Origin of the sequence: Halomonas cupida (assembly GCF_900142755.1) — a bacterium.
Lineage (GTDB): Bacteria > Pseudomonadota > Gammaproteobacteria > Pseudomonadales > Halomonadaceae > Halomonas > Halomonas cupida.
Genome location: NZ_FRCA01000006.1, coordinates 70987 through 94999, shown reverse-complemented (window position 1 = coordinate 94999; position 24013 = coordinate 70987). Strand labels below are relative to the sequence as shown.

At 59.6% G+C, this 24013-nt stretch carries 20 protein-coding genes; 14 read left to right on the top strand and 6 right to left on the bottom strand.

Annotated elements, in window-relative coordinates; translation table 11 throughout:
* Positions 1-13 precede the first annotated feature (13 nt).
* From aceF to BUE38_RS12330, 4 genes are all read left to right on the top strand, one after another.
* Complete coding sequence (gene aceF, locus BUE38_RS12345; RefSeq protein ID WP_073435530.1) at positions 14-2005, top strand: pyruvate dehydrogenase complex dihydrolipoyllysine-residue acetyltransferase; 1992 nt, start codon at positions 14-16, stop codon at positions 2003-2005.
* Between the two features lie 352 nt (positions 2006-2357).
* On the top strand, positions 2358-3035 hold the full coding sequence (gene adk, locus BUE38_RS12340) for an adenylate kinase (RefSeq protein WP_073435529.1): 678 nt from the start codon (positions 2358-2360) through the stop codon (positions 3033-3035).
* Between the two features lie 89 nt (positions 3036-3124).
* Complete coding sequence (gene tsaB / locus BUE38_RS12335; RefSeq protein ID WP_073435528.1) at positions 3125-3856, top strand: tRNA (adenosine(37)-N6)-threonylcarbamoyltransferase complex dimerization subunit type 1 TsaB; 732 nt, start codon at positions 3125-3127, stop codon at positions 3854-3856.
* A 47-nt stretch (positions 3857-3903) separates the two neighbouring features.
* The gene (locus BUE38_RS12330; protein ID WP_073435668.1) at positions 3904-4626 is read left to right on the top strand and encodes a class I SAM-dependent methyltransferase; all 723 of its coding nucleotides are present in this window, start codon (positions 3904-3906) and stop codon (positions 4624-4626) included.
* Positions 4627-4889: 263 nt separating this feature from the next.
* Here BUE38_RS12330 and plsB read toward each other — a convergent pair whose 3' ends face one another.
* Complete coding sequence (gene plsB, locus BUE38_RS12325; RefSeq protein ID WP_073435527.1) at positions 4890-7319, bottom strand: glycerol-3-phosphate 1-O-acyltransferase PlsB; 2430 nt, start codon at positions 7317-7319, stop codon at positions 4890-4892.
* A 131-nt stretch (positions 7320-7450) separates the two neighbouring features.
* Between plsB and BUE38_RS12320 the strand changes: the two genes are divergently transcribed.
* Positions 7451-8596 (top strand): phospholipase D-like domain-containing protein, encoded by a 1146-nt coding sequence (locus BUE38_RS12320; RefSeq protein ID WP_234986939.1) that lies wholly within the window; start codon positions 7451-7453, stop codon positions 8594-8596.
* Between the two features lie 225 nt (positions 8597-8821).
* Here BUE38_RS12320 and BUE38_RS12315 read toward each other — a convergent pair whose 3' ends face one another.
* Entirely contained in the window at positions 8822-9487 is a 666-nt protein-coding gene (locus BUE38_RS12315) for a YecA/YgfB family protein (protein WP_073435666.1), read from the bottom strand.
* Between the two features lie 184 nt (positions 9488-9671).
* Here BUE38_RS12315 and BUE38_RS12310 point away from each other — a divergent pair, with 184 nt between their 5' ends.
* The 3 genes from BUE38_RS12310 to BUE38_RS12300 all read left to right on the top strand — a co-directional run bounded on the left by BUE38_RS12310 (position 9672) and on the right by BUE38_RS12300 (position 13216).
* Complete coding sequence (locus tag BUE38_RS12310; protein ID WP_073435665.1) at positions 9672-10202, top strand: SprT family zinc-dependent metalloprotease; 531 nt, start codon at positions 9672-9674, stop codon at positions 10200-10202.
* A 189-nt stretch (positions 10203-10391) separates the two neighbouring features.
* Positions 10392-12341 (top strand): acetate--CoA ligase, encoded by a 1950-nt coding sequence (gene acs / locus BUE38_RS12305; RefSeq protein ID WP_073435526.1) that lies wholly within the window; start codon positions 10392-10394, stop codon positions 12339-12341.
* A 212-nt stretch (positions 12342-12553) separates the two neighbouring features.
* On the top strand, positions 12554-13216 hold the full coding sequence (locus tag BUE38_RS12300; RefSeq protein WP_073435525.1) for a LuxR C-terminal-related transcriptional regulator: 663 nt from the start codon (positions 12554-12556) through the stop codon (positions 13214-13216).
* A gap of 20 nt (positions 13217-13236) precedes the next feature.
* Here BUE38_RS12300 and BUE38_RS12295 read toward each other — a convergent pair whose 3' ends face one another.
* Positions 13237-14196 (bottom strand): LysR family transcriptional regulator, encoded by a 960-nt coding sequence (locus BUE38_RS12295; protein WP_073435524.1) that lies wholly within the window; start codon positions 14194-14196, stop codon positions 13237-13239.
* 89 nt (positions 14197-14285) lie between these two features.
* Here BUE38_RS12295 and BUE38_RS22545 point away from each other — a divergent pair, with 89 nt between their 5' ends.
* Both BUE38_RS22545 and BUE38_RS12290 read left to right on the top strand, forming a co-directional pair.
* A complete protein-coding gene (locus BUE38_RS22545; protein ID WP_143166303.1) occupies positions 14286-14603 on the top strand; it encodes a hypothetical protein in 318 nt (105 codons plus the stop codon).
* Positions 14604-14740: 137 nt separating this feature from the next.
* Positions 14741-16240, top strand: a complete 1500-nt coding sequence (locus tag BUE38_RS12290) for a CoA-acylating methylmalonate-semialdehyde dehydrogenase (protein WP_073435523.1) — start codon at positions 14741-14743, stop codon at positions 16238-16240.
* Between the two features lie 45 nt (positions 16241-16285).
* Here BUE38_RS12290 and BUE38_RS12285 read toward each other — a convergent pair whose 3' ends face one another.
* The 3 genes from BUE38_RS12285 to BUE38_RS12275 all read right to left on the bottom strand — a co-directional run bounded on the left by BUE38_RS12285 (position 16286) and on the right by BUE38_RS12275 (position 18867).
* A complete protein-coding gene (locus tag BUE38_RS12285; protein ID WP_073435522.1) occupies positions 16286-17428 on the bottom strand; it encodes a GGDEF domain-containing protein in 1143 nt (380 codons plus the stop codon).
* A gap of 199 nt (positions 17429-17627) precedes the next feature.
* Complete coding sequence (locus BUE38_RS12280) at positions 17628-18293, bottom strand: hypothetical protein (RefSeq protein ID WP_073435521.1); 666 nt, start codon at positions 18291-18293, stop codon at positions 17628-17630.
* Between the two features lie 169 nt (positions 18294-18462).
* Positions 18463-18867: an XRE family transcriptional regulator gene (locus BUE38_RS12275; RefSeq protein WP_234986938.1), complete on the bottom strand. Its 405-nt coding sequence runs from the start codon at positions 18865-18867 to the stop codon at positions 18463-18465.
* A 178-nt stretch (positions 18868-19045) separates the two neighbouring features.
* Here BUE38_RS12275 and BUE38_RS12270 point away from each other — a divergent pair, with 178 nt between their 5' ends.
* The 4 genes from BUE38_RS12270 (at position 19046) to BUE38_RS12255 (ending at position 23947) form a co-directional block, all read left to right on the top strand.
* A complete protein-coding gene (locus BUE38_RS12270) occupies positions 19046-20476 on the top strand; it encodes an APC family permease (RefSeq protein ID WP_073435664.1) in 1431 nt (476 codons plus the stop codon).
* 237 nt (positions 20477-20713) lie between these two features.
* Complete coding sequence (gene lhgO / locus BUE38_RS12265) at positions 20714-21916, top strand: L-2-hydroxyglutarate oxidase (RefSeq protein WP_073435519.1); 1203 nt, start codon at positions 20714-20716, stop codon at positions 21914-21916.
* 436 nt (positions 21917-22352) lie between these two features.
* Positions 22353-23315: a TAXI family TRAP transporter solute-binding subunit gene (locus BUE38_RS12260; protein WP_073435518.1), complete on the top strand. Its 963-nt coding sequence runs from the start codon at positions 22353-22355 to the stop codon at positions 23313-23315.
* Positions 23315-23947 (top strand): DUF1850 domain-containing protein, encoded by a 633-nt coding sequence (locus BUE38_RS12255; protein ID WP_073435517.1) that lies wholly within the window; start codon positions 23315-23317, stop codon positions 23945-23947. Before BUE38_RS12260 ends, BUE38_RS12255 begins: the two co-directional genes overlap by 1 nt.
* Positions 23948-24013 lie beyond the last annotated feature (66 nt).

Genomic DNA, 24013 nt, shown 5'->3' with positions numbered 1-24013 from the left:
AAGGAGCGCGACCTTGAGTAGCGAAATCATCAAAGTACCCGACATCGGTGGCGATACCGGTGTGGAGATTATTGAAGTGGCGGTGTCGGTCGGTGATGTCATCGAGCCGGAAGACACCTTGATCACTCTCGAATCCGACAAGGCCAGCATGGACGTTCCGGCGCCGAAGGGCGGCAAGGTTGTCAAGGTGCTGGTCAAGGAAGGCGATACCGTCTCCGAAGGTGACGACATCGTCGAACTGGAAGTGGAAGGCGCGGGTGATGCCGAGCCGGAAGCGGCTGCTGAACCAGAGGCTGCTGAGTCTGAGGCACCCGCTGCCAGCGAGCCAACACCCGCGGCCCAGCCTGCTGCCTCCGGTGGTAGCCGCACGGTCGAGATCAAGGTGCCCGACCTCGGTGGTTCCAGCGATGTCGAGATCATCGAAGTCGCTGTCAGCGAAGGCGATGATGTCGGTGAGGAAGATACCCTGATCACTCTGGAGTCCGACAAGGCCTCCATGGATATTCCCAGCCCTTACGCCGGCAAGCTGGTCAGCCTGTCAGTCAAGGAAGGCGACACGGTTTCCGAAGGCGATGTCATCGGTACCATGGAAGTCGCAGGTGAGGGCGGAGATGCGGCGCCTGCAGCCGAGGAACCGCCGGCTGAGGCTCAATCGTCTCCTGCTGCTGAAGAGCAGGATGACGATGAGGAAGAGGACGCCGCTGAGGGTGGACGTCAGGAAATCCGCGTCCCGGACCTGTCCGGCTCTAGCGATGTGCCGATCATCGAGATGGCGGTTGCCGTCGGCGATGAAGTCGATGTCGAGGATGCGCTGATTACCCTCGAGTCTGACAAGGCCTCGATGGATATCCCGAGTCCGTTCAAGGGCAAGGTCGTTGAGTTGGCGGTCAAGGAGGGCGATAGCGTCTCCGAGGGTGATCTGATCGGCTATATCGAAGTGGCTGGAGCTGCTCCGAAGAAGAAAACGCCGAAGAAGGACACCGCAGCGGCGCCACAGCAGGTGGCTGCGCCTCAGGCCGCTGCACCTGCGCAGCAAACCTCTGCTCAGCAGCCCCAGGCTGCCGCCACCGGCACGCCTGGCAAGAACGTCCATGCAGGCCCCGCTGTGCGCATGCTGGCACGTGAGCTGGGCGTGGACCTGAGTCTGGTCACGCCGACGGGGCCCAAGGGCCGCGTGCTCAAGGATGACGTTCACAACTACGTCAAGCAGGTGATGTCCGGTCAGGCCAGCGCGCCCAAGGCTAGTGCTGCACCTGCCGCAGGTGGTTCCGGCATTCCGCCGATCCCGGATCAGGACTTCAGTCAGTTCGGCGAGATCGAAGAGAAGCCGATGGGGCGCCTGCTCAAGATGGGCGCTCAGAACCTGCATCGCAGCTGGGTCAATATCCCGCATGTGACGCAGTTCGACGAGGCGGATATCACCGAGCTGGAGGCCTTCCGCAAGTCAATGAAGGCCGAGGCCGAAGCCCAGGGTGCCAAGCTCACGCCGCTGCCGTTCATGATCAAGGCCTGTGCCTATGCGCTGCAGAAGTACCCGCAGTTCAACGTCAGCTTGAAGGCCGATGGAGAGACCATCGTGCACAAGAAGTATGTGCACATCGGTATTGCCGTTGATACGCCGGATGGTTTGATGGTGCCGGTGATTCGCAACGCTGATCAGAAGTCGCTCATCGATCTAGCGAAGGAATCCGTGGAGCTGGCGAAGAAGGCGCAGACCAAGAAGCTCAAGCGCGACGAGATGACCGGTGGCTGCTTCACCATCTCCAGCCTGGGCTCGATTGGTGGCACGGCCTTCACGCCGATCGTCAACCCGCCGGAAGTCGGTATCCTTGGCGTGTCCAAGGCATCGATGAAACCGGTCTGGGATGGTGCTGCCTTCCAGCCGCGTCTGATGATGCCGCTGTGTCTGTCCTATGACCACCGTGCAGTGAACGGTGCCGATGCAGCCCGCTTCACCACGCTGCTGGGGCAGTTGCTGGGAGATGTACGACGCCTACTGCTGTAATCCAGCATCCGGGCAAGGATGACGGCGCCAACACAGGGCGCCGTTTTCCGTTGCAGCCACGGCATTTGAAAACCAGGCATTTGAAAACACGGCGCTTGAAAACCTGGTTCTTGAAAACACGGTGCTTGAACAGCTATAGCGCTATGCCGGCACAAGCGAACGATGACATTGATGTTACTGCGTGACCAAAGTGCTATATGCGGCGTAGTTCTTTGATATTAAAGTGAAATTTCGATCTTTAATCGGGCTGCGGCAATTTCACTCGGTTGTGTCGCCACGGTGGCGCGGGTATCGTTCGGCAAACACTTTTCTTCATCGAAACCTTTTTCGCGATTTTCAAGGAGTTCTTCTGATGCGTTTGATCCTTTTGGGCGCGCCTGGTGCCGGCAAGGGTACTCAGGCCCGTTTCATCTGCGAGCGCTATGGTATCCCTCAGATTTCCACCGGCGACATGCTGCGTGCTGCAGTCAAGGAAGGCAGTGAGCTGGGTCTCAAGGTCAAGGAAATCATGACCACTGGTGGTCTGGTGTCCGACGATATCATCATTGCGCTGGTCAAGGAGCGCATCGCGCAACCGGATTGCGCCAATGGCTTCCTGTTCGACGGTTTCCCGCGCACCATTCCGCAGGCCGATGCGATGAAGGACGGCGGCGTGAAGATCGATCACGTGCTGGAGATCGCTGTCGATGACGAGGAAATCGTCAGCCGCATGTCGGGGCGCCGTTGCCACCCGGCCTCTGGCCGTGTCTACCACATCGAGCACAATCCGCCACAGGAAGATGGCAAGGACGATGTGACCGGTGAGCCGCTGATCCAGCGCGAAGACGACTGTGAAAGCACAGTGCGCCACCGCCTGTCGGTCTACCATGAGCAGACCGAACCGTTGGTGGGGTATTACAAGGATTGGGCGGCTCAAGGTGACGATCAGGCCCCGCGTTACCACCGTGTGGAAGGCGTCGGTAGCGTTGAGTCGATTACCAACCAGGTGCTCGAAGCGCTCGAAGGCCAGGCGTCAGACAATACAGACTAGCGGTATTGTCGTATCGGTCATCGGCTCATCCTCGGATGGGCCGATGTCGTTTATAATGCGCGCACATTTTCTCTACAGTCGAGTTGGTCATGTCTCTGGTTCTTGCTCTGGATGCTTCCTCCAGTGCCTGTTCGGCCGCATTGCTGCGGCGTGGGGCCGAGGGCGAGGAACTGGTGTCGCGCTACGCGCTGACGCCTCGCGAGCACACCCGTCGTTTGATGCCGATGATCGATGAGGTGCTGGCGGAAGCGGGAGTGGCTCCCGCTCAATTGGATGCCGTTGCCTACGGGCATGGGCCGGGGTCGTTCACCGGGTTGCGGATTGCCGCGGGGGTTGCCCAGGGGCTGGCCTATGGCCTCGAGCGTCCGTTGGTGGGGGTTTCCACCCTCAAGGCATTGGCTCTTGGCGGCTTTCTTCGCCATCGCTTCCGTTATGTGTTCACCACGCTGGATGCGCGCATGGGCGAGGTCTATGCCGCGGCCTGGCGGATCGAGAACGAGCGCCCGGTTGCCTTGATGGATGAGGCGGTCCTGCCTCCCGAGCGTCTGCAGTTGCCACGCGAGCATGAGGATCATGACTGGGTCGGACTGGGATCCGGCTGGGGGCTCTGGGATGCCATGCCAGCGGAGATCCAGGCCGCCCTCGGCCTTACCGTGGTTGATGTGGAACCCCAGGCCAGCGATATGGTGATTCTTGCTGCTGATGCCTTCGATGCGGGAGAGCACCAGCGTCCCCATGATGCGCAACCGGTCTATCTGCGTGATCAGGTGGCCTGGAAAAAGAGTGCGCCCAGGGCAGCGAGCAGGAAAGCGCCCCAGTGAGTGTCGTGGTGGATGAGGGACTGGAGGCACTGGCCCGGCGTTTTGCAATGGATAAGGACTTTGCGGTTGCCGGTCCTGCTGGTGCCCAACTACGGCTCTACCGTGATGACCAGGGGTGCCTGGTGCTGGGCGGTGATGTCGAGACCTTCGGCAAACCCTTGCTGGTGGATTTCGTCGGTGGCCGTGTCGGTCACCGACGGCGCTTCGGTGGTGGTAGGGGGCAGTTGGTAGCACGTGCCTGCGGTCTGGCGAAGGGCGTCACGCCATCGATTGTCGACGCTACGGCGGGGCTTGGTCGTGATTCCTTCGTGCTGGCAAGTCTGGGGGCAGAGGTGTTGCTGATCGAGCGAGTCGCGCCGATTGCGGCTCTGCTCGAGGATGGTCTGCTACGGGCTCAGGGCGATGACGAGATTGCGGTGATCATCGAGCGGATGCGATTGCGCCATGGTGACAGCAGTCGTGAACTGGAGGCCATTGTCGTCGATAGCGGCCATGACCCTCAGGTGATTCACCTGGATCCGATGTTTCCTCATCGCGAGAAGTCGGCACTGGTCAAGAAGGAGATGCGCCTGTTCCGCGAACTGGCGGGGGATGACGACGATGCGCCACGTCTGCTGGAAGCCGCGCTGGATGTGGCGACCCATCGAGTGGTGGTCAAGCGTCCGCGCAAGGCACCACCGATAGCTGGTCCAGAGCCGCGCCATCGCCTCGAGGAGAAGACCAGTCGCTATGATATCTATGTGCATCGGAGTTTGACGGCGGGGTCCTAGCTACGAGCTACGAGCTACGAGCTACGAGCAGCTCGAGCTATAAGCTGTAAGTTTTAAGCTGTAAGTGGCTCCAGCCGCGAGTGACGAGCTTCGAGCACGCTATGCTTGAGCTTGAACCCCGAACCCCGAACCCCGAACCCCGAACCCCGAACCCCGAACCCCGAACCCCGAACCCCGAACCCCGGGAAAGGCACGGACTTGCCGTTTTGGCGTTGAGCCGCTCGTGGCTCGAAGCTCGCGGCTCGACGCTCGTGGCTTACGTCCTACTCCTTCTCCTGAGGCCCCGTCACCGCCGCCAGCCGCCGCTGGAGAGAGGCGTCGAGAAGTTGCATGGCGTTGTGTGCGGCGTGGCGCAGGTTGTGGTCGAAGACCAGGTATTGCTCCTCCTCACACACCCAGCCATCGGCGACCAGGCTGTCGACCAGGCTCTCGAACAGGCGTAGGTCGAAGAACTCCGGGGCGGCGCGACCGCTCAACAACGCCAGACGTTCGGCCAGAGAGCGTGCTCGCTGGCACAGCTCATCTCGGCCCAGAGTGCCGGACGGCGAGGCCAGCAGGGTATCGACCAGCAGGGTGTTACGCTCCAGCGAGGGCTGGATCATCCTGCCGAGCAGGCGCAGGCGTTCACGGGCTTCGAGATTGCCGCAGGGTTGATACTTCCCGGCATGTTCCGTGAGCAGTTGCTGGCTGACCAGGCGTTCGACTATCTGACTCAATTGCCGGTGCAGATCAGGCCCGACAGGGACGGCCAGCTCGCGTGCCAGCATCGGCCATAACGGGCTGAGCAGTTCTGTGAGTTCATCGACACTGTGGGCGTCCTGACTGCGGAAGCTGAAGGCGACCAGAGCCGGCAGGGCAAGGAGGTGCAGGACGTTGTTGCGGTACCAGCCCAGCAGCGCGGCCTGGGACTCATCCGCCGTGATGATGTCGCCCAGCGCTTGTTCGCGGCGTTCCACCATTCCCAGTGCCAACACCTGGGCGATCCAGCCCTCGGCATCGCCTTCCGGAAGGGAAGGGCCAGGCTCGGATGGGGTGTGCGACACCAGTGAGCAGAGCAGCTCCAGTTGGCCCTTGAGCATGCTGTATTCCAACGCGCGATGGGGAGTCGCCAGTAGTGCCAACCCCACCAGATTGACCGCATTGAGGGCTGCCACGGCATTGATGCGCTGACAGATGCTGGTACCCAGCTCGGCAACGGCACCCTTGAGCCAGTCCGGCCGGCTGTCGCTGGATTCACGCCACGCCGGGCTGTGGTTGTCGAGGAAGTCGGCGATGTCCAGTGGTTCTCCGATGTTCACCGAGACACGACCAAATTCGTCACGCAGGCGACCGATCACCTTGAGCAGCCCCAGCGGCGTCTCCTTGCGCTTGCGTCCTCCCCCCATCTCGCGCTGATAACTGGCATTCTCGAGAATCTTCTCGTAGCCGATATAGACAGGCACGAAGACCACCGGGCGGGCGTGCTGCTGCTGGATGCGCAGGAAGGAGCGCAGGGTCATCGACAGCATACCGGGCCGCGGAGGCAGCATGCGGCCACTGCGCGAGCGCCCCCCTTCAATGAAGTATTCCATCGAATAACCACCGGCCAGCAGACGATGCAGGTACTCATTGAATACCGCACCGTAAAGGCGGTTGTCGCGGAAGCTGCGACGCAGGAAGAAGGCTCCGCCTCGACGCAGCAATGGACCGACGATCGGCATGTCCAGGTTGCGACCGGCTGCGATGTGCGGCGGCATCAGGCCATCGCGGTACAGCACATAGGAGAGCAGCAGGTAGTCGATGTGGCTGCGATGGCAGGGCACATAGACCAGCGTACTGTGGCCGGCCAGCTGCTTGACGCGCTCGAGGCCGGTGACGTCCACACCATCGTAGAGGCGGTTCCATAGCCGGCGCAGTGCCCCGGCCAGAAAGCGCAGTACCGGATAGGTCATGTTGGAGGCGATTTCGTTGCCGTAGCGCCTTGCGCGACGTTGCAGGCGCTGCCGGTTGCCTCTGCTGCGTTCGCCTGGAGTGGTCTGGAGTTCGTCGATCACCTCTCGAACTTCGCTACTGCGCACCACGCCCTCAATCAGCGTACGTCGATGGGAGAGGTCCGGGCCCAGCACGCGGGTAGTGACACGGCGAAAGTGCACGCGCAACAGTCGCGCCACCTTGCGGTTGGTCAGTGCCGGGTCACGGCCATCGTGGATGTCGGATAGGTGCAGAGGTGCGCCGAACTGGATCTCCACATCACGGCCATTGACCATGACTGACAGCGCACGCCGGACTCGCCCGGTCAGTTGCCAGTTGTCTGCGGCAAGCAGGTGCCAGAAACCGAACTCCTTGCCGGGTGCACGTCCCCAGAACACACTGACCGGTACGATCTGGACGTTTTCGCCCGCGGCAATCAGTTCGGTGAAGGGGGCAACCGGTTGAGGGCGTCCGGGCCACCAGCGCGAGCGGCGAGCCGGTAGCGTGACACAACGTGCTACGCTGGTTTGGCCGACGATGAGCCGCCCGAGAGACGACGGCATCGGTCTCCGCCTGGTATAGTTCTCGAGCAGTAAGGCATCACTCAAGGCCGGGCGCGGCAGCACATAAATTGTCGGCAGGCTCGGGTCGAGATGCAGCTCCGCAGAATCGGGTTCGGCGAGGCGAACGTCGGTCCAGGCAGAGAGTAGTCGCCTCAAGGGCGCGCGGAACAGGCCAGACATGAAAAATCCGTTGGAAGTGAAGCCACGCTGAATAAGCGCTGATGAATGCCGCCAGTATAACGGCCCCGCCGTGAGTGGCCAGGCCCTGGCCTTTTTACCTTGAATGACAGTAGCAGGGAAGTGGAAACCAGGTGAGTAGCAGACGGAATCCCTCCATCAAGCGTGCCAGAGCGCACTGGAGAGAAGGCAACCACATTACTTTGTTGCCTGAATCACGGTGCTTTCTGCCCGCGCTCTTCGAGGCGGTGGAGCAGGCGCAGGAGAGCATCCTGATCGAACTTTATCTCATGGAGTCCGGGCAGCTGGCGAATCGGGTCATCGAGGCGTTGCTGGCAGCCGCACAGCGGGGCGTTTCCGTCTATCTGCTGCTGGATGGATTCGGCTCCATGGGGCTGGCTCAGGCGGATCGCCAGCGCCTGACCCAGGGCGGGGTGTGGTTACGCGACTTCAACCCGCTGGCCTGGCATTCGTTGGCGCGCAATGTCAGCCGCGATCACCGCAAACTGGTGGTCGTCGACCAGCGTATTGCTTTCACCGGCGGCTTCGGTGCCGTTGATGAGTTTCTCGAAGCCTGGTTCGAGTTGGCGGTCAGGGTCGAGGGACCCGTGGTGGCGGACTGGGTCCGCTTGTTTCGCAGTGTCTGGCAGTCACCGCTGACAAAGGGCGCTCGCGAGGCGAAGCCGCTCATGCCGCCGGTTGATGGTGAGCCGCTGGCGGGCGGAGCCCGGGGACGAGTCATCTGGGGCAGGGGATACCGATTCCAGGCGATACGCCTGTCGCTACAGGATCGCATTACCTCCGCTGACCGGCGTCTATGGCTGTGCACGCCCTATTTTGTTCCCACCCTGGGGTTGCGCTGGCGGTTGCAGCGGGCGGCCCGTCGTGGGGTTGATGTCCGGTTGCTGCTGCCGGGCAGTGCCCATGACCATCCCGGAGTGCGTTATGCCGGGCAGCGATTCTACGCGCGCCTGCTGCAGGCTGGAGTGCGAATCCACGAATTCCAGCCTGGCTTTATCCACGCCAAGTTCGTGCTTGTCGATGACTGGGCCAGTCTCGGATCCTGCAACTTCGACCACTGGAGCCTGCAGTGGAACCTGGAAGCCAATCAGGAGGTGGAATGTGCCGCCTTTGCCGAGGATGTCCGCCAGTTGTTCGAGCGTAACTTCGCGGTAAGTCGGGAAATCCACCTGCAGGAATGGCAGGAGCGCCCTTGGTGGAAGAAGGCGAGAACCTGGCTGTATGGCAGCCTGGATAGCTGGATGACAAGGTTGAGGTAGTGTTTTCTGCTACGAGCTACGAGCTACGAGCTACGAGCTGTGAGTTTTAAGCTGTAAGTGGCTCCAGCCGCGAGCTATGAGTCACGAGTACGCTACGCTCAAGCTTGAACCCCGAACCCCGAACCCCGAACCCCGAACCCCGAGGAAAGGCACGTAGCTGACAGGTTGGCACTGGACAGCTCGTAGCCCGAGGCTTGTAGCTTCTGCTTTGATACCTTGCTGCTGCTAGCGCTTTCCGCCACGCCCCTTGCCTTTCCCAGCCTTGCCGGCGGGACGTTTGGGGCGGGGTTTGGGCTTGGCGGTATCCGGTGGAACGCGGAAATGCAGATAGAGATCCAGCACCAGCTCAGGGAGCTGGCCGACCAGACTTTCCAGGCGTTGGGTGTCACGGCTCAGCTCAGCCATATCCGGTTCTTCGTTGAACAGACCCGAAAGCAGCATGAACGGGAGCAGCAGGGTAGCGGTGGTTTCCTCGTCGCCTTCGAACCAGGCCGGTTCATCGAGAAAGACGCCTTCCATGAAGCCGGCGCACCAGTCTCCGATTGGCGTTTCTTCCGGGGGGACGCCATCGAGCGTCAACTCGAAAGGCAACTCCGGCAGGCCGCCGGTTTCAAGGACATCAATGGCATTGCGGCGCAACTGTTCCAGCAGGCCGAGAATCGTCTCGCGCTCCTGCTCATTGTCGAACTCTGGTGTGCCATGGAACAGTTCGGCAATCCAGTTGGCTGCGGGCAGTTCGCGTGGAGCGACAGCCAGTGCCACCAGGAAGCCGTGGGCACCGATCAGATCCAGCGCATCGGGGCCTGCGCGCTCGTGAAGAAAGTCGTCCAGCAGGTCCAGGCCTTCATCATCAAGCAGGGGTTGGGGTAGCGGCGTATCGGAGTCGGACATGGTGCGCTCGCAGCAATCGGCAATCGGAGAAGCAACGGGTGGTGGCGAACTCTGGCCTGCCACCGTAGCATGATCGCGCATTGTAGCATTGCCATCCTCCCGCGTGCCTGGTCTTGCCCCAACGGCACCTGAGGGCTCTGAAATTTGATGAACTTGCGGGATACCACTCTAGCTCACGACCATGATGCCGACATTGCCCAACCCTGACCGAGAGATGCTTGCCCGCCTGACGCTACCTGAGTTGCAGGCGCTGGTGCGTCAGAGAGTGGACGATGCCATGGCGCTCTGCCACTCACTGTATCCGGATCTGCCGCAACCTGAAGTGTGGTTTGATCTGCGTGGCAAGGGTGCTGGGCAGGCACACTTTGGACGTGGTGGGTTGCGCTTCAATCCCGTGCTGTTGAGCGACAACCGGATGGAATTTGTGGTCGAGGTAGTTCCCCACGAGGTAGCGCACTGGCTGGTCTGGCACCTGGAGGACGGGCCATCATTCCGACCCCATGGACGTGAATGGCAGACAGTGATGGTCCGTTTGTTCGGGATAGCGCCCAGTGTCACGCACGAGTTTGATACGCGCAGTGCCAGTCCAGCACCCTATATCTATCGCTGTGACTGTCAGGAGCATCACTTCTCGGCTCGGCGCCACGCCAATGCCCGCAACGGTCGTGAGTATCGTTGTCGGCGCTGTCGCGGGCGCTTGCGTCACTGTGCCTGAAGCGGATATGCACAAAATGGAAAATTAACTCTAAGCCATTGTTGCAAAAAAGAAAAATACTCATACCAATGTCTAAGGGGATTCGTCAGGTGGGCGACGTTATGCTGGGAACTGGCTTTATGGTGCCGGTCGTGCGTAGTTGACGGTCGGCAGACACACTTCGAAGGCGACTCCAAGGATAACTGCACCATGAGCGATCATTCCCACGTTTATCCGGTTTCTGATGATTTTGCCCGCAATGCCTGGGCGGACAAGGACACCTATCAAAAGCTCTACCGGCAGTCAGTGGAGGATCCCCAGGGGTTCTGGAAGGAACAGGCAGAGCGGCTCGACTGGATCAAGACACCCACCACCATCAAGAATACGTCCTATGCCAGTGACAATGTCGATATCCGCTGGTTCGAGGATGGCACGCTCAATGTCAGTGCCAACTGTCTGGATCGTCACCTGGCCACCCGAGGGGATCAGACTGCCATCATCTGGGAAGGCGATGACCCCAACGAGTCGGCCCACATCACCTACCGCGAGCTCTACGAGCGGACCTGTCAACTGGCCAATGCGCTGAAATCGCTGGGTGTGAAGAAGGGCGATACCGTCACCCTGTACATGCCCATGATTCCCGAGGCCGCTATGGCAATGTTGGCCTGTGCTCGCATCGGTGCCGTTCATTCGGTGGTATTTGGTGGCTTCTCTCCCGATGCTCTGGCACAACGCATCAAGGATGCGGCCTCGCGGGTGGTGATCACCGCCGATGAATCGGTACGAGGTGGCAAGCAGGTCCCGCTCAAGGAAAACGTCGACGCCGCCCTGACACGGGATGGCACTGATGTGGCCGAGAAGGTGTTGGTGGTCAAGCGTACCGGTGGCAATATCGACTGGCATGAGAGCCGCGATGTCTGGTATCACGATCTGGTCGATGGCCAGGACACCGAATGCCCGGCAGAAGAGGTCAACGCCGAGGATCCGCTGTTCATCCTCTATACCTCAGGTTCGACCGGCACACCCAAGGGACTCAAGCACACCAGTGGTGGCTATCTGCTCTACGCCGGCCTGACCCATCAGTACGTGTTCGACTATCAGGACGGTGAAGTCTACTGGTGTACGGCGGATGTCGGCTGGGTGACCGGGCACAGCTATATCGTCTACGGTCCTCTCGCCAATGGGGCGACCACGCTGATGTTCGAGGGCGTGCCGAGCTATCCGACCCACGGGCGCATGGGCGAGATCGTCGACAAGCACAAGGTCAGCATTCTCTATACCGCACCGACGGCGGTCCGCGCGCTGATGGCCCATGGCGACCATGTCATGGACTCCAGCAAGCGCGATAGTCTGCGTCTGTTGGGGTCGGTTGGTGAGCCGATCAATCCCGAGGCCTGGGAGTGGTATCACCGCGTGATCGGCAACAGCAAGTGTCCGATCGTGGATACCTGGTGGCAGACCGAGACCGGCGGCATCATGATCGCACCGCTGCCCGGTGCCACGGACCTCAAGCCGGGATCGGCGACATTGCCGTTGTTCGGTGTGCAGCCAGCGCTGGTCGACAACGAAGGCAAGCTGCTCGAGGGGGCCACCGATGGCAACCTGGTGATCCTCGATGCCTGGCCGGGTCAGGCGCGCTCGATCTGGGGGAATCACGAGCGTTTCATCCAGACCTATTTCTCCACCTACGAAGGCATGTACTTCACTGGTGATGGTTGTCGTCGTGACGAGGATGGCTACTACTGGATCACTGGCCGCGTCGATGATGTGCTCAATGTATCCGGACATCGCATGGGCACTGCCGAGATCGAATCCTCGCTGGTGGCCCATCAGGCAGTGGCCGAGGCCGCAGTGGTAGGCTTCCCGCACGATATCAAGGGGCAGGGCATCTATATCTATGTGACCCTCACCGATGAGGTGGAGCCGAGCGAGGAGCTGCGCAAGGAACTGACTCAATGGGTACGCAAGGACATCGGCCCGATTGCCTCGCCGGATCATATCCAGTGGGCGCCGGGACTGCCCAAGACCCGTTCCGGCAAGATCATGCGCCGTATTCTGCGCAAGATTGCTGCCAATGAATGTGACGGTCTGGGGGATACCAGTACTCTGGCTGATCCATCGGTAGTCGATGATCTGATCGAGCATCGTGCCATCCGCTGATATCGCTTCTACCTATCAAGTTCCCAACTAGTTCATAACCCGCAAACCAGCGTCGGCCATGAGGTCGGCGCTGTTTTCCATGGGTGGCGTTGACTATGATCCCTCTTATAGTCTTGGGATGCTGCCACCCATGGGGTAACATGCTGTCAAACAAGAGTCTTGCGTTGCGGCGTATGGCCTGTATCGCTGCATCGGAATCCGGAGGAGAATCCATGGCCTTTGCCCAGAAATTCATCGTCGCCGATGACCATCCGCTGTTCCGTGCTGCCTTGACTCAAGCACTGCGACAGTTGGCACCCCAGGCCGAGATTGTTGAAGCTGACACAATGGAAGCGACCACGGATGTCGTGATCCGTCATCCCGACGCCGACCTGATCCTGTTGGACCTCCACATGCCGGGAGCCCATGGTTTTTCCGGCTTGATCCAGTTGCGCGGTCAGACACCGGACATTCCGGTTGCGGTTGTCTCCGGCAGCGATGAAGTCCATGTAGTACGTCGTGCCATCGACTATGGTGCGTCCGGCTTCATTCCCAAGTCGTCATCACTGGCGCTGATAGCCGAGGCAGTAGGAGAAATCCTTGACGGTGAAGTCTGGCTACCGGAAGAAATGGCTGATGCACTTGGTGATGCCAATGAGGAGGAAGCGCGGTTCGCCGAGGCCATCGCATCGCTGACCCCTCAACAGTTCCGTGTGCTCAATATGCTCACCGAAGGTCTGCTCAACAAGCAGATTGCCTACGAGCTCAATGTGTCCGAAGCCACCATCAAGGCACATGTCACAGCGATTCTTCGCAAGCTGGGAGTGCACTCACGCACCCAGGCTGTCATTGCCGCCCAGAAGCTGGAGGTGGAGCCTCCTCGGGTGGAGTCCTGAGAGGACCAAACCCGAAGGCATCAATCACCTGCCGTCGCTTCCTCGGTCGGCAGGGTCAAGTGATCGTGGTCACCCATCAGAAAGGCCTGGTTGAGCGCCAGGGCTTCGCGTAGGTAATCCCATACCAGGCGAACCCGGGACAGCTGACGCTGTTCCTGGCGTGCAGTGATCCAGAAGGCCCGCACGACATCCACTTCCTCTTCCAGCAGTGTCTGCAGCTGTGTGTGGCTCGCTCCCATGAAGCACGGCAGGATACCCAGTCCGGCACCACTGAGTGTAGCGCTGAGCTGAGTGGTGACGCTGGTGCTGCGCATGGCGAAATGGGCATGGCGAGCCAGTTGGATATCGTCACTCAACAGCGGGTCGAGATAGTTGAGCTGGTCGCTGAAGATCAGGTCATCGACATAGCCGATCAGGCGGTGCTGGCTCAGTTCGCACAACTGGCTCGGCAGACCGTGGCGTTCGCCATAGGAGCGACTGGTGTACAGCCGCAGGCGGTAGTCGCAGAGATGGGAGGTGACCAGCGCTGGGTTGCTGGGGCGCTCGACGGTGATGGCGAGATCCGCCTCGTGGCGGCTCAGATTGACCATGCGCGGCAGGGTCAGCAGGTCCAGAGTGACGCCGGGGTGGCGCTCGGCAAAGGCTGTCAATAACGGTGCGATGACCCAGGTGCCGAAGCCTTCGGTTACCCCCAGCCGTACCTGTCCCTCCAGTTTGAGGTTCTGATTGGCCAGGCTGTCGGTGGCTTCCTCGGCATGCAGTGCCATCTGTTCAACATGGGCCTTGAGGCGTATCCCGGCTTCGGTGAGCCGGTAGCCGTGGGTACTGCGCTCGAACAGTTGGGTATTCAGCTGCTGTTCAAAGCGCCGTGTTCGCCGTGACAGGGTCGAATGGTCAAGCGCCAGGCGCCGTGCGGCATCTGTCAGTCTTGAGTGTCTCGCGACCTCGAGAAATATCTGCATGTCCTGCCAATCCAGCATGATGACTCCAGCGACTTCAGTTGTGCATGAATGCACAAGCAGTATGCTTCGCTGCGCATTGTTTAACCATCCAACCTCTGGCTAGACTCATGGGACCCTATAAAAATGTTGCGCCACTGGGTTGCCGTGCTGGCCTGCACATGTCGCTGCATTCTGCTTGCCTCGCAGACATGGATACCAGTGAAGCCAACAACACCAGTATTAACCCGGCATGCTTTCATGTTGGGTTAATGGCGGCACAGGAGCGTGCCGCCGTCGGCCATCAGGCCGACGCGAGACCGGACCACACTGGCGCAGATCCGCGCATCTGCGCCAGTGTGGTGCGGACGAAAATCAAATCGATCAGGATGAGCTATTTGATTGCCATGTTAATAGCGCCGACAGCTCAATGGTCCGTGACCCGGTGACCACGGCCCAATTACACCGACGCAGCCATATCGACAGAACCATCAATAGAGCCATCGAAAAGGCTTGTCGAGAAAGTTCGTCGAGTAGGTTCATCGCAAGAAACTATCGAAACAATGACAACGACTGGAGCACATTTATGTCCGTTCGCGAAATCCCCATGATCATCGACGGCCAGGCTGTCACGTCGCAGAGCGGTGAGTGGCGTGATGTGGTCAATCCGGCAACTCAGCTGGTGGTCGCCAGGGTACCGTTCTGTAGTGTCGAGGAAGTCGACCGTGCCATAACCAGTGCCAGAGAAGCCTTCGTCAGTTGGCGCAAGGTGCCGCTGGCAAAGCGTATGCGTATCATGCTCAAGCTTCAGGCACTGGTGCGTGAACACACCAGTGAATTGGCGGCGTTGATCAGTGAAGAGCACGGCAAGACATTGCCCGATGCCGAGGGCGAGGTCGGACGGGGACTGGAAGTTATCGAGCATGCCTGTTCGATCAGTTCCCTGCAGTTGGGGGAGGTGGCCGAGAATGCTGCCAGTGAAGTGGATGTCTATACCCTCCATCAGCCACTGGGAGTGGGATCGGGTATCACCGCCTTCAACTTCCCGATAATGCTGCCCTGTTTCATGTTTCCGCTGGCCATCGCTACAGGCAACTGCTTTGTCCTCAAGCCCTCTGAACAGGACCCGAGCTCGACCATGCGTCTGGTGGAACTGGCGTTGGAAGCGGGGGTGCCAGCTGGTGTTCTCAATGTGGTTCATGGTGGCCCCGAGGTGGCTAACCGGCTCTGTGAGCACCCGGATATCAAGGCAGTGTCGTTCATCGGCTCCACCCATGTCGGCACCCAGATATATCGTCGGGCCAGTGAGTCGGGCAAGCGTTGCCAGGCAATGATGGGAGCCAAGAACCATTGTGTGGTCATGCCGGATGCCAACCGAAGTCAGGCGATCAACAACCTGCTCGGCTCCGCATTTGGAGCGGCGGGGCAGCGCTGCATGGCCAATTCTGTGGTAATGCTGGTTGGTGAGGCTCGTCAGTGGCTGGAGGATATCGTCGACGGGGCTCGTGGCATGAAAGTCGGGCCGGGCACCGATCGAGACGCGGATCTCGGGCCGCTGGTGTCGCCGCAGGCGAAGGATCGAGTGGAATCACTGATCACCACGGGAGAACAGGAAGGTGCACGGCTACTGGTGGATGGGCGTGGCTGCCGCGTGGAAGGCTACGCTGAGGGCAACTTTGTCGGGCCAACAGTATTTGCCGGTGTCAGTGCTGATATGACCATCTATCGTGAGGAAATTTTCGGGCCAGTGCTCTGTGTGGTGGAAGTCGAGACTCTGGATGAGGCGATTGCTTTCATCAATGCCAACCCCAACGGCAATGGTACCTCGATCTTTACCAACTCTGGGTGGGTGGCAAGGCGTTTCGAGAGCGATATCGATGTTGGGCAGGTGGGGATCAATGTGCCGATTCCGGTGCCGGTGGCCTGGTTCAGCTTCACGGGGTCACGTGGCTCGAAGCTGGGCGATCTGGGCCCCAACGGCAAGCAGGCTATCCAGTTCTGGACCCAGACCAAGACGGTCACCGCGCGCTGGTTCGAGCCGGAGAATGTCTCCAGTGGCATCAACAGCACCATCGCCCTGAGCTGAAGGGGGCGATGGGGCTCCAGCCTACAAACAGTGGTCTGGAGCGGATCAATCGGGCTGGTTGGAGGACTGGTGAGCCTCCGCTGATGTATCGCTATTCGTGTCGCTTGCCGCTGTATCGACGTCTGCCTGGTCGAGGGATGAGGGTTGTTTGCGCTGCTGCTTGTTGCGATACATCATCTCATCGGCAGCACGCACCAGCTCACCTGCAGTGGTGGAGTGCTGTCCACTGAACTCGGCAACGCCGGTACTGAGGCTGAAATCCGGGTAACGGCTGGTGAAGGCATTCTCGACTCGTTGGCTCATCATTCTGGCGCCGCGTTCATCGCAATCGGGCAGGATGCAGCAGAACTCATCTCCACCGGCTCGACAGCAGATATCACTCTGTCGCATGCAGTCGTGCAACAGCCCGGCGACGGCAACGAGGACCTCATCACCCTTGTGATGTCCGTAGTTGTCATTGATCTTCTTGAAGTCGTCAATATCGCAATAGATCACACAGAGGCGTGATTGGCGCCGCTCTGTCAGGAGTATCTCGCGGTGCAGAGCCGCTGCCATGCCCCGCTGGTTGTATAGCCCGGTGAGAGCGTCCTTCTCGGCATAGGCGGCCAGCTCCTTGGTTTTCTCTTCGAGATTTCGCGCGTATTGCTCCATGCGACTGCGTGCGATATGGACTTCATTGAGCAGCGTATCGATGTAGGTGTCGAATACCAGGGTAATGTCGAAATGCAGCAGCTTGTCGAGAATCGACTTGAAACGCTGCGTCTCATCCGCCGCATCGAGGTTTTCGTCGAGGATACGAAACAGGATTTCCTTGAGTGTGCACATGGCGGCGAGAAACAGTTTGGGTTCGACGCCGATGCGCTTGTGAACCAGCCCTATACGCAGGCGGCTGTTGACGTAGTCGGCATCGTAGGGACCGGCAAAGATATCCAGCACATACTGACGTTGCGCCGAACGCAGTCGCTGCAGTGTCTCTGAGTCACCGATCAGCAGATTGATCTCGTCGATTTCCGTCTGCCGTGCATAGAACTCCTCGACGATGGTGTCGATATGTCTGTTGATCAGTGGATGGAGGTTGGCGAGGTCTGTCAGGTCATCATCACTGAGGCGCAGAATTTCCTTGCGCCTCTCTATCTCGACGTCGCTGATGTGCATCTGTTCAAGAAGAGTCTTGTCGATTGACCTCATGCTGCCCCCTGCTGTCATTGCCGCGGCCAGGAATCCAGTTGTCGCAATATGCAACTTGTTTCTTTTTGCATCCTGTCGGACGAACGAAAGAAACATCGTGCAATCGCACAAGACCCTTTGTATGCATCAGTTAAAGTGCCTGGAGTATTGGTTACTGAATGTGATTCTGGCCCTGTGTATGGCCTCTGTCCAACAGGCTTCACTGAACAACGGACTTGAGCAGATCCTGCAGGCCACCGCTCTGGCTGGGCAAGGCAAAGGCCGAGGGGTCGGGGGAGTTCGACGATAACGCAGACACCTGGAAACGATCACCGAAGCGCAGGATACCCAGGCCGTGCTCACGGAGAGTGGCGGCGACAGGGTCAGCGCGTCCGGTAAGGATCTGCTGATAGCGATCGAAGACGCCAAGCAACTCCAGGGCTGCTGGGGTTGGGCTCAGTACCAGCCGGTCCTCATGAGCTTCGCCATCCTTGTTGACCCAGTCGAGGAGATAGACGTCTCCCTGCAGGCCGGCCACGGTCTCGGACTCGCCTGTGGCGGTCAGCGAGGTAACGCTCTGTGCCTGGTAGCTACCCAACTGGCTGCTGTCGACGCCACCCAGTTGGCCGAGCATGGATTGAACATCGCGAATGCCGAGGACGACGGTTTGCCCACTGATATTGGTGACGACATGTCCCTTGCCATCACGCATCAACAGATAGCCTCGCGCGGCATGTTCGGGAAAATCCACGCGCAGTTGTTCACCGGCCCAGCGCGCCACGACAGCACTGGTAGGGTCACCGTCACCATCGAGAAGCGTCGCCTGACCATCGGCCAGAGCTGTCAGCGGCAAAGCGGCCAGAAGGGCGATGAGGATACGGCGCATGTCAGAACTCCTGTTGAAGGTAATGAAGCTTTCGCCGATAGCCTGTCGTTGAGGCCCTGGATGAGCGGGTACTCAACAGCACCCGATGATCGGAGATCATCGGGTGGGCATGATGGCATCGAGCCTTGAGCACTGTTCCAGAAAGAGCACGTTCCGAAAGAGCACGGCTTCAGGCAGGCGAAGCCTGTCCGCTATCTATGATACGGCGGATGGCTTGAAGTTCATCGTAGGTGAAATGTTCGAGTTTTCCCGAGAGAAGATCGCTGATCTTCTGTATCGGGATGCCCGCGCGGCGGGCGATCTCGCGGCTACCGAGATCGGATACGGCGATGAGCCGTGTGACTATGCGCATTAAGCGAGTGCGTTGTTCCAGGTCCCTGACATCAAGGTCAGGGCATCGTCGAGGAGGCGGTTCGAGAGCGTCTGCTCGAGACGAGGAATATGCGGTACTCATGATGCTCCAGTGGGCGGTTGTGACACCTACAGCATGCAACCTTTCGACGTCTTTCGCCAGCCCTGATTTACGTTTGCTGGCCCATGTCTGCTGACGGCTTTCCGTGAGCGTGGAATCCACGGCATTTCCCCGCCATCAGGGAGATTGTTAGACATTGGGCCAGGACGAAAAACGTCGAGGTTCTGCAAGTCTGTGTGATATTTTGAGTCTTGCATGCACAATAACAACAGGGCTCTCCAGACCACTATTGGGTCGACCGGGCCAAGTCTCAAGGAGATATGAAACATGGATGTGGGATATGAATAACAGCTCTCCACACCCGGAATTGAGTCGGGTCCTGGCACGCAAGGATGTGCTGGCGCTCGCTTTCGGTGCCATGATCGGTTGGGGGTGGATCGTACTGACCGGCAACTGGATTGTCTCGGCCGGCAGTGTTGGTGCCATCTCGGCTTTCCTGCTGGGTGGACTGGTGATCGTGTTGGTTGGACTGACCTACGCTGAACTCGCCTCTGCCATGCCTCAAGTTGGCGGTGAGCACGTCTACAGCTATCGAGCCATGGGTCACTTTGCTTCCTTTCTCTGCACCTGGGCCATCGTGCTTGGCTATATCAGCGTAGTGGCCTTCGAAGCGGTAGCATTGCCGACGGTTGTTGAATACCTGTTCCCGTCCTATTCCGTGGGCCACCTCTGGACCATCGCCGGTTGGGACGTCAAGGCCACCTGGGTTGCGGTCGGCGTGGTTGGCTCGGTTGCCATGATGGTGATCAACTATCTGGGAGTGCGCACCGCGGCGTTGGTGCAGAAAGTTGTCACGCTACTGATTCTGGTGGTCGGCATCATGTTCATCACCGGCGCTCTGTTCGAGGGAGAGTTGGGTACCATGCAGCCACTGTTTCATGCCGAGAATGGTGTGGCTGGCGGTATCATGCTGGTGATCATCATGGTGCCCTTCATGTTTGTTGGTTTCGATGTCATTCCGCAGGCGGCCGAGGAGATCGATCTGCCGTTTCGTGAGATCGGCCGAGTGCTGATGGTGTCGGTCGTCCTGGCGGTATTCTGGTACGCCTTGATCATTCTCGGTACCTCCCTGATGTTGACGCCAGATGCTCTTGCCGACAGCGACCTGGCGGTGCCCGATGCCATGCAGGCCGTATTTCAGGCGCCCTGGGCGGGCAAGTTGATGGTGCTGGCCGGGATCGCCGGTATCCTGACCAGTTGGAACGCCTTCTATGTGGGAGGCTCCCGGGCCCTCTATGCGCTGGCCCACTGTGGCATGCTGCCGGCTTTTCTCGGCAAGCTTCATCCGCGCCACCGCACACCCGTCAATGCCATCCTGCTGATCGGTATCCTCTCCAGTCTGGCGCCGTTGCTGGGACGTTCGGCCATGGTCTGGCTGGTTGTCGCCGGCGGGCTCGGCATTGTCGTGGCCTACCTGTTCGTGTCGTTGTCCTTCGTGATCCTGCGGCACAGGGAGCCCGAACTGGAGCGTCCCTTCCGTGTACGCCATCCACGTCTGGTGGGGTGGCTGGCAATACTTCTTTCACTGGCATTGATTGGTCTGTATATGCCAGGGAGCCCCTCTGCGCTCAAGCCCATCGAATGGGCGTTGTTCGCCGGTTGGACGATACTGGGGCTGGCGCTGTATGGCTGGTCGCGGCAGCGTTATGGTACTCAGTTCACTGAGCGGCAGATGCGACGGGAGCTGCGCCAGGACTCGGGTCGGGGGTAGTACTCGATCCTGTCGCCGGCTTCTGCTCCACTCTCTGCGGTGTCGCGAGAGGCACCCGGCAATATGGCGTCTTCCACCACGGTGCTTTGCCGTTCCGTGTATTGATTGGCAGGAGTGGGGATGACGGAGTTATAGATGTCATGTCGATGCGTGAATGCCTATGGGCCGGTCGGCAAGCCGGTCTTCCTGACCTGGAGACCTGAGCCAGGCGGCCGGACACCAATAACGAGAGTTTCAATGTACGATTTCATCATCATCGGTGGCGGTATTCTTGGTATGTCCACCGCTATGCAGTTGAAACGGGCCTACCCGGACAAACGCATGCTGTTGCTGGAGAAGGAGTCAGGCCCTGGCCGGCACCAGACCGGCCACAACAGTGGCGTCATCCACGCTGGGGTCTACTACACGCCGGGCAGTCTCAAAGCGAAGTTCTGCCTCGAGGGCAATCGCGCCACCAGGGCATTCTGCGACGAACACGAAATTCCCTATGATTGCTGCGGCAAGTTGCTGGTGGCCACCAATGTTCTGGAAGTCGAGCGCATGAAGGCACTCTGGGACCGTACCGAGGCCAATGGGCTGGAGCGTGAGTGGCTGACAGCCGAGCAGTTGGCCGAACGGGAACCGAATATCACCGGAGTCGGTGCGATCTTCGTGCCATCCAGCGGCATCGTCGACTATTCCCGGGTAGCTCAGGCCATGGCCGCAGAATTCGAGCGAATGGGTGGGGTTATAGAATACGGCCAGGCGGTGACCGCGCTGGAGGAGCGTCGTCAGGAAGTGGTGGTAGCGACGACGGGAGGAACCTGGCCAACACGCTATCTGGTGACCTGCGCTGGACTGATGGCCGACCGCGTCATCCGCATGCTCGGGCAGTCGCCGGGCTTTACCATCTGTCCGTTCCGGGGAGAGTACTACCGACTCTCCAGTCAGCATGACCAGATCGTCAACCACTTGATCTATCCGATCCCCGATCCCAGCATGCCGTTTCTTGGCGTGCACCTGACTCGGATGATCGACGGCAGCGTGACCCTTGGCCCCAACGCGGTGTTGGCTCTGGCCCGTGAGGGCTATCGACGCCGCGATATTTCTCCGCGAGATCTGGTGGGGATGGCGACGCATCTCGGAGTACTCAAGGTGTTGTGGCGGCATATGAAGCCTGGCATGCGCGAGATGAAGAACTCGCTGTCGCGCCGCGGCTACCTTGATGAAGTGCGCAAGTACTGTCCGAGCCTGATGCTTGAGGACCTCGAGCCCTGGCCGGCCGGGGTGCGAGCACAGGCGGTTTCGCGCGATGGGAGGTTGGTCGATGACTTCCTGTTCGTCAACACACCACGCACCGTCAATGTCGGCAATGCGCCATCTCCCGCGGCAACCTCGGCGATTCCCATTGGTGCTCATATCGTGGGCAAGGTCCGCGAGCAAGTCGAAGGGCAGGTATAACGACCTTCATGACGACTGCTTATGATGACCTCCGGGTTCGCCAGTGCACCAGACAGGCACCAACTATGCTGTTTTGTGCAGAACCATTGATTCAACGTCAAAAGGGATAATGTGGTATTGGTTACAGGCACTTGCTAGCTTGCATAAGTGAATGGCGTTGGATACTGCATAGGGACGTGGAATGAACAGGGGCGTGAGATGACAGGGACGTGGACTGAGGAGAAATCCTGTTCGTTTCTCTCGGCCGGTGCGCAACCCGGCGGGTGACTGAACTCTGGCTGCGGGCGGCGCCCGGGTATCCGAGTTTCAGTCGAACATGAGTGAGCAAGGGCCCGTAGGCCCTGTAGATACGTACAATGGCGATGGCTGATGCTTTCAGCACGCCCTTGAAGCAACTGACCAACAACAAGTCCCCTGATCGGGGCGGAGGAAGCACATGCGAGCTATGAAACTGGCGGTGGCGGCGTCGCTACTGATTTCGGCGCAGGCGGCGGTAGCCCAGCAGCAGCTTTCCATTGCCACCGGTGGCACCGGTGGCACCTACTACCCCTATGGCGGCGGTCTCGCCGAACTGATCAAGAACCATATCGATGGCTATGACGCTGTTGCCGAGGTAACCGGCGCCTCTGTGGAAAACATGGGGCTGGTCTGGCGTGGTGACTCTGACCTGGCACTGGCATTGGCCGACACGGTGTATCAGGGCTATACCGGCACTGGTGATTTTGAAGGGCGTGAACTCGAGAACATCCGGGCGATTGCCTCGATCTATCCCAATGCCGTGCAGATCGTGACCATGGCGGATTCCGGTATCGATTCTCTGGACGATCTGGCCGGCAAGGTGGTCTCGGTGGGGGCTCCGGGTAGTGGTACAGAGCTGAATGCACGGGCGATTCTCGAGGCCAATGGCCTGACCTATGATGACTTCGATGCTCGCCGCCTCAACTTCAACGAGACGGCAGACGCACTACGTGATGGCGATATCGACGTGGGCTTCTGGAGCGTCGGCCCGCCCACCAGTTCAATCCTCAACCTGGCAACCACCAGCGATGTGCGCCTGATCGGTCTGAGTGAAGAGGAAATGCAGAAGGCCCTGGAAGCCGAGCCGGTATTTGCTCCCTATGAACTGCGCGCGGATCTTTACGAGGGCATGGATGCAGCAGTACAGACCCTGGGGATACCCAATGTGCTGATTGCCAGCAGTGAAATGGATGAGGAAACGGCCTACCAGATCACCAGGACCCTGTTCGAGCAGACGGATGAGCTGATCGCCATTCACCCGGCGGCCAACGACACCACAGTGGAGTTCTCGGTCAATTCGACACCGATTCCCTTCCATCCGGGGGCGTTGCGCTATTACGAGGAAGTTGGCGCTGAAGTTCAGGATAAACAGCGTCCCTGATGCGGTACATTGCTTACCTTGAGCGTGTTCTGGGGCGGGCCTTCGGGCCCGCCCTGGTTACATTCTACGCACTGGTTGTACTGACGCTGGGCGCTCAGCCTGCAGTCGCCAGGGTAACTCCTGTTGACTGGTTGCAGGTCAGCGCCGAGGATGGCACTCCTCTGGTCAGTCTACCCATGCCGAAAGGCGTTGGATGGTGCCTTGCCTGGAATCACTCCGTGGAAGGGTTCGAGGTGCTGGATTGCTATCGTAATGTGGATGGCAACATGGTGCTCGAACGTAGCCACCTTCCGGACTTTGCTGCTGGGTTGGACCATGTGTTGGGGCGGGGGCGTCAGGTATCGGATGGCGAGAACGGCTACTGGATCGAGGACATCGATGAGCCGGTTCCCGGTAACCGCTATCGTCTGCGGGTCGGTGCCATGCGCGTCGACCATCGCCTGGTCACCCGTGGTGAGCCAATGCTGGAGTCCTTGATCGAGAACCATCGCCAGGCTTGCGGTGAGCGCTTGCCCGACTCGCTTCCAGAAGCCATGACGCCCATCAGCTTGAGTACCCTGGCTGCCAATCGAGCGGTGACGGTAACACTCCTGCCATGTACGTCAGGCCAGGATCCATGCTGCATTCCATAATAACCAATGAAACCTTGGTGTCTCGGCCGGGAAACCTTCCCGGTATCGATAGCCGGGAGGATGTTT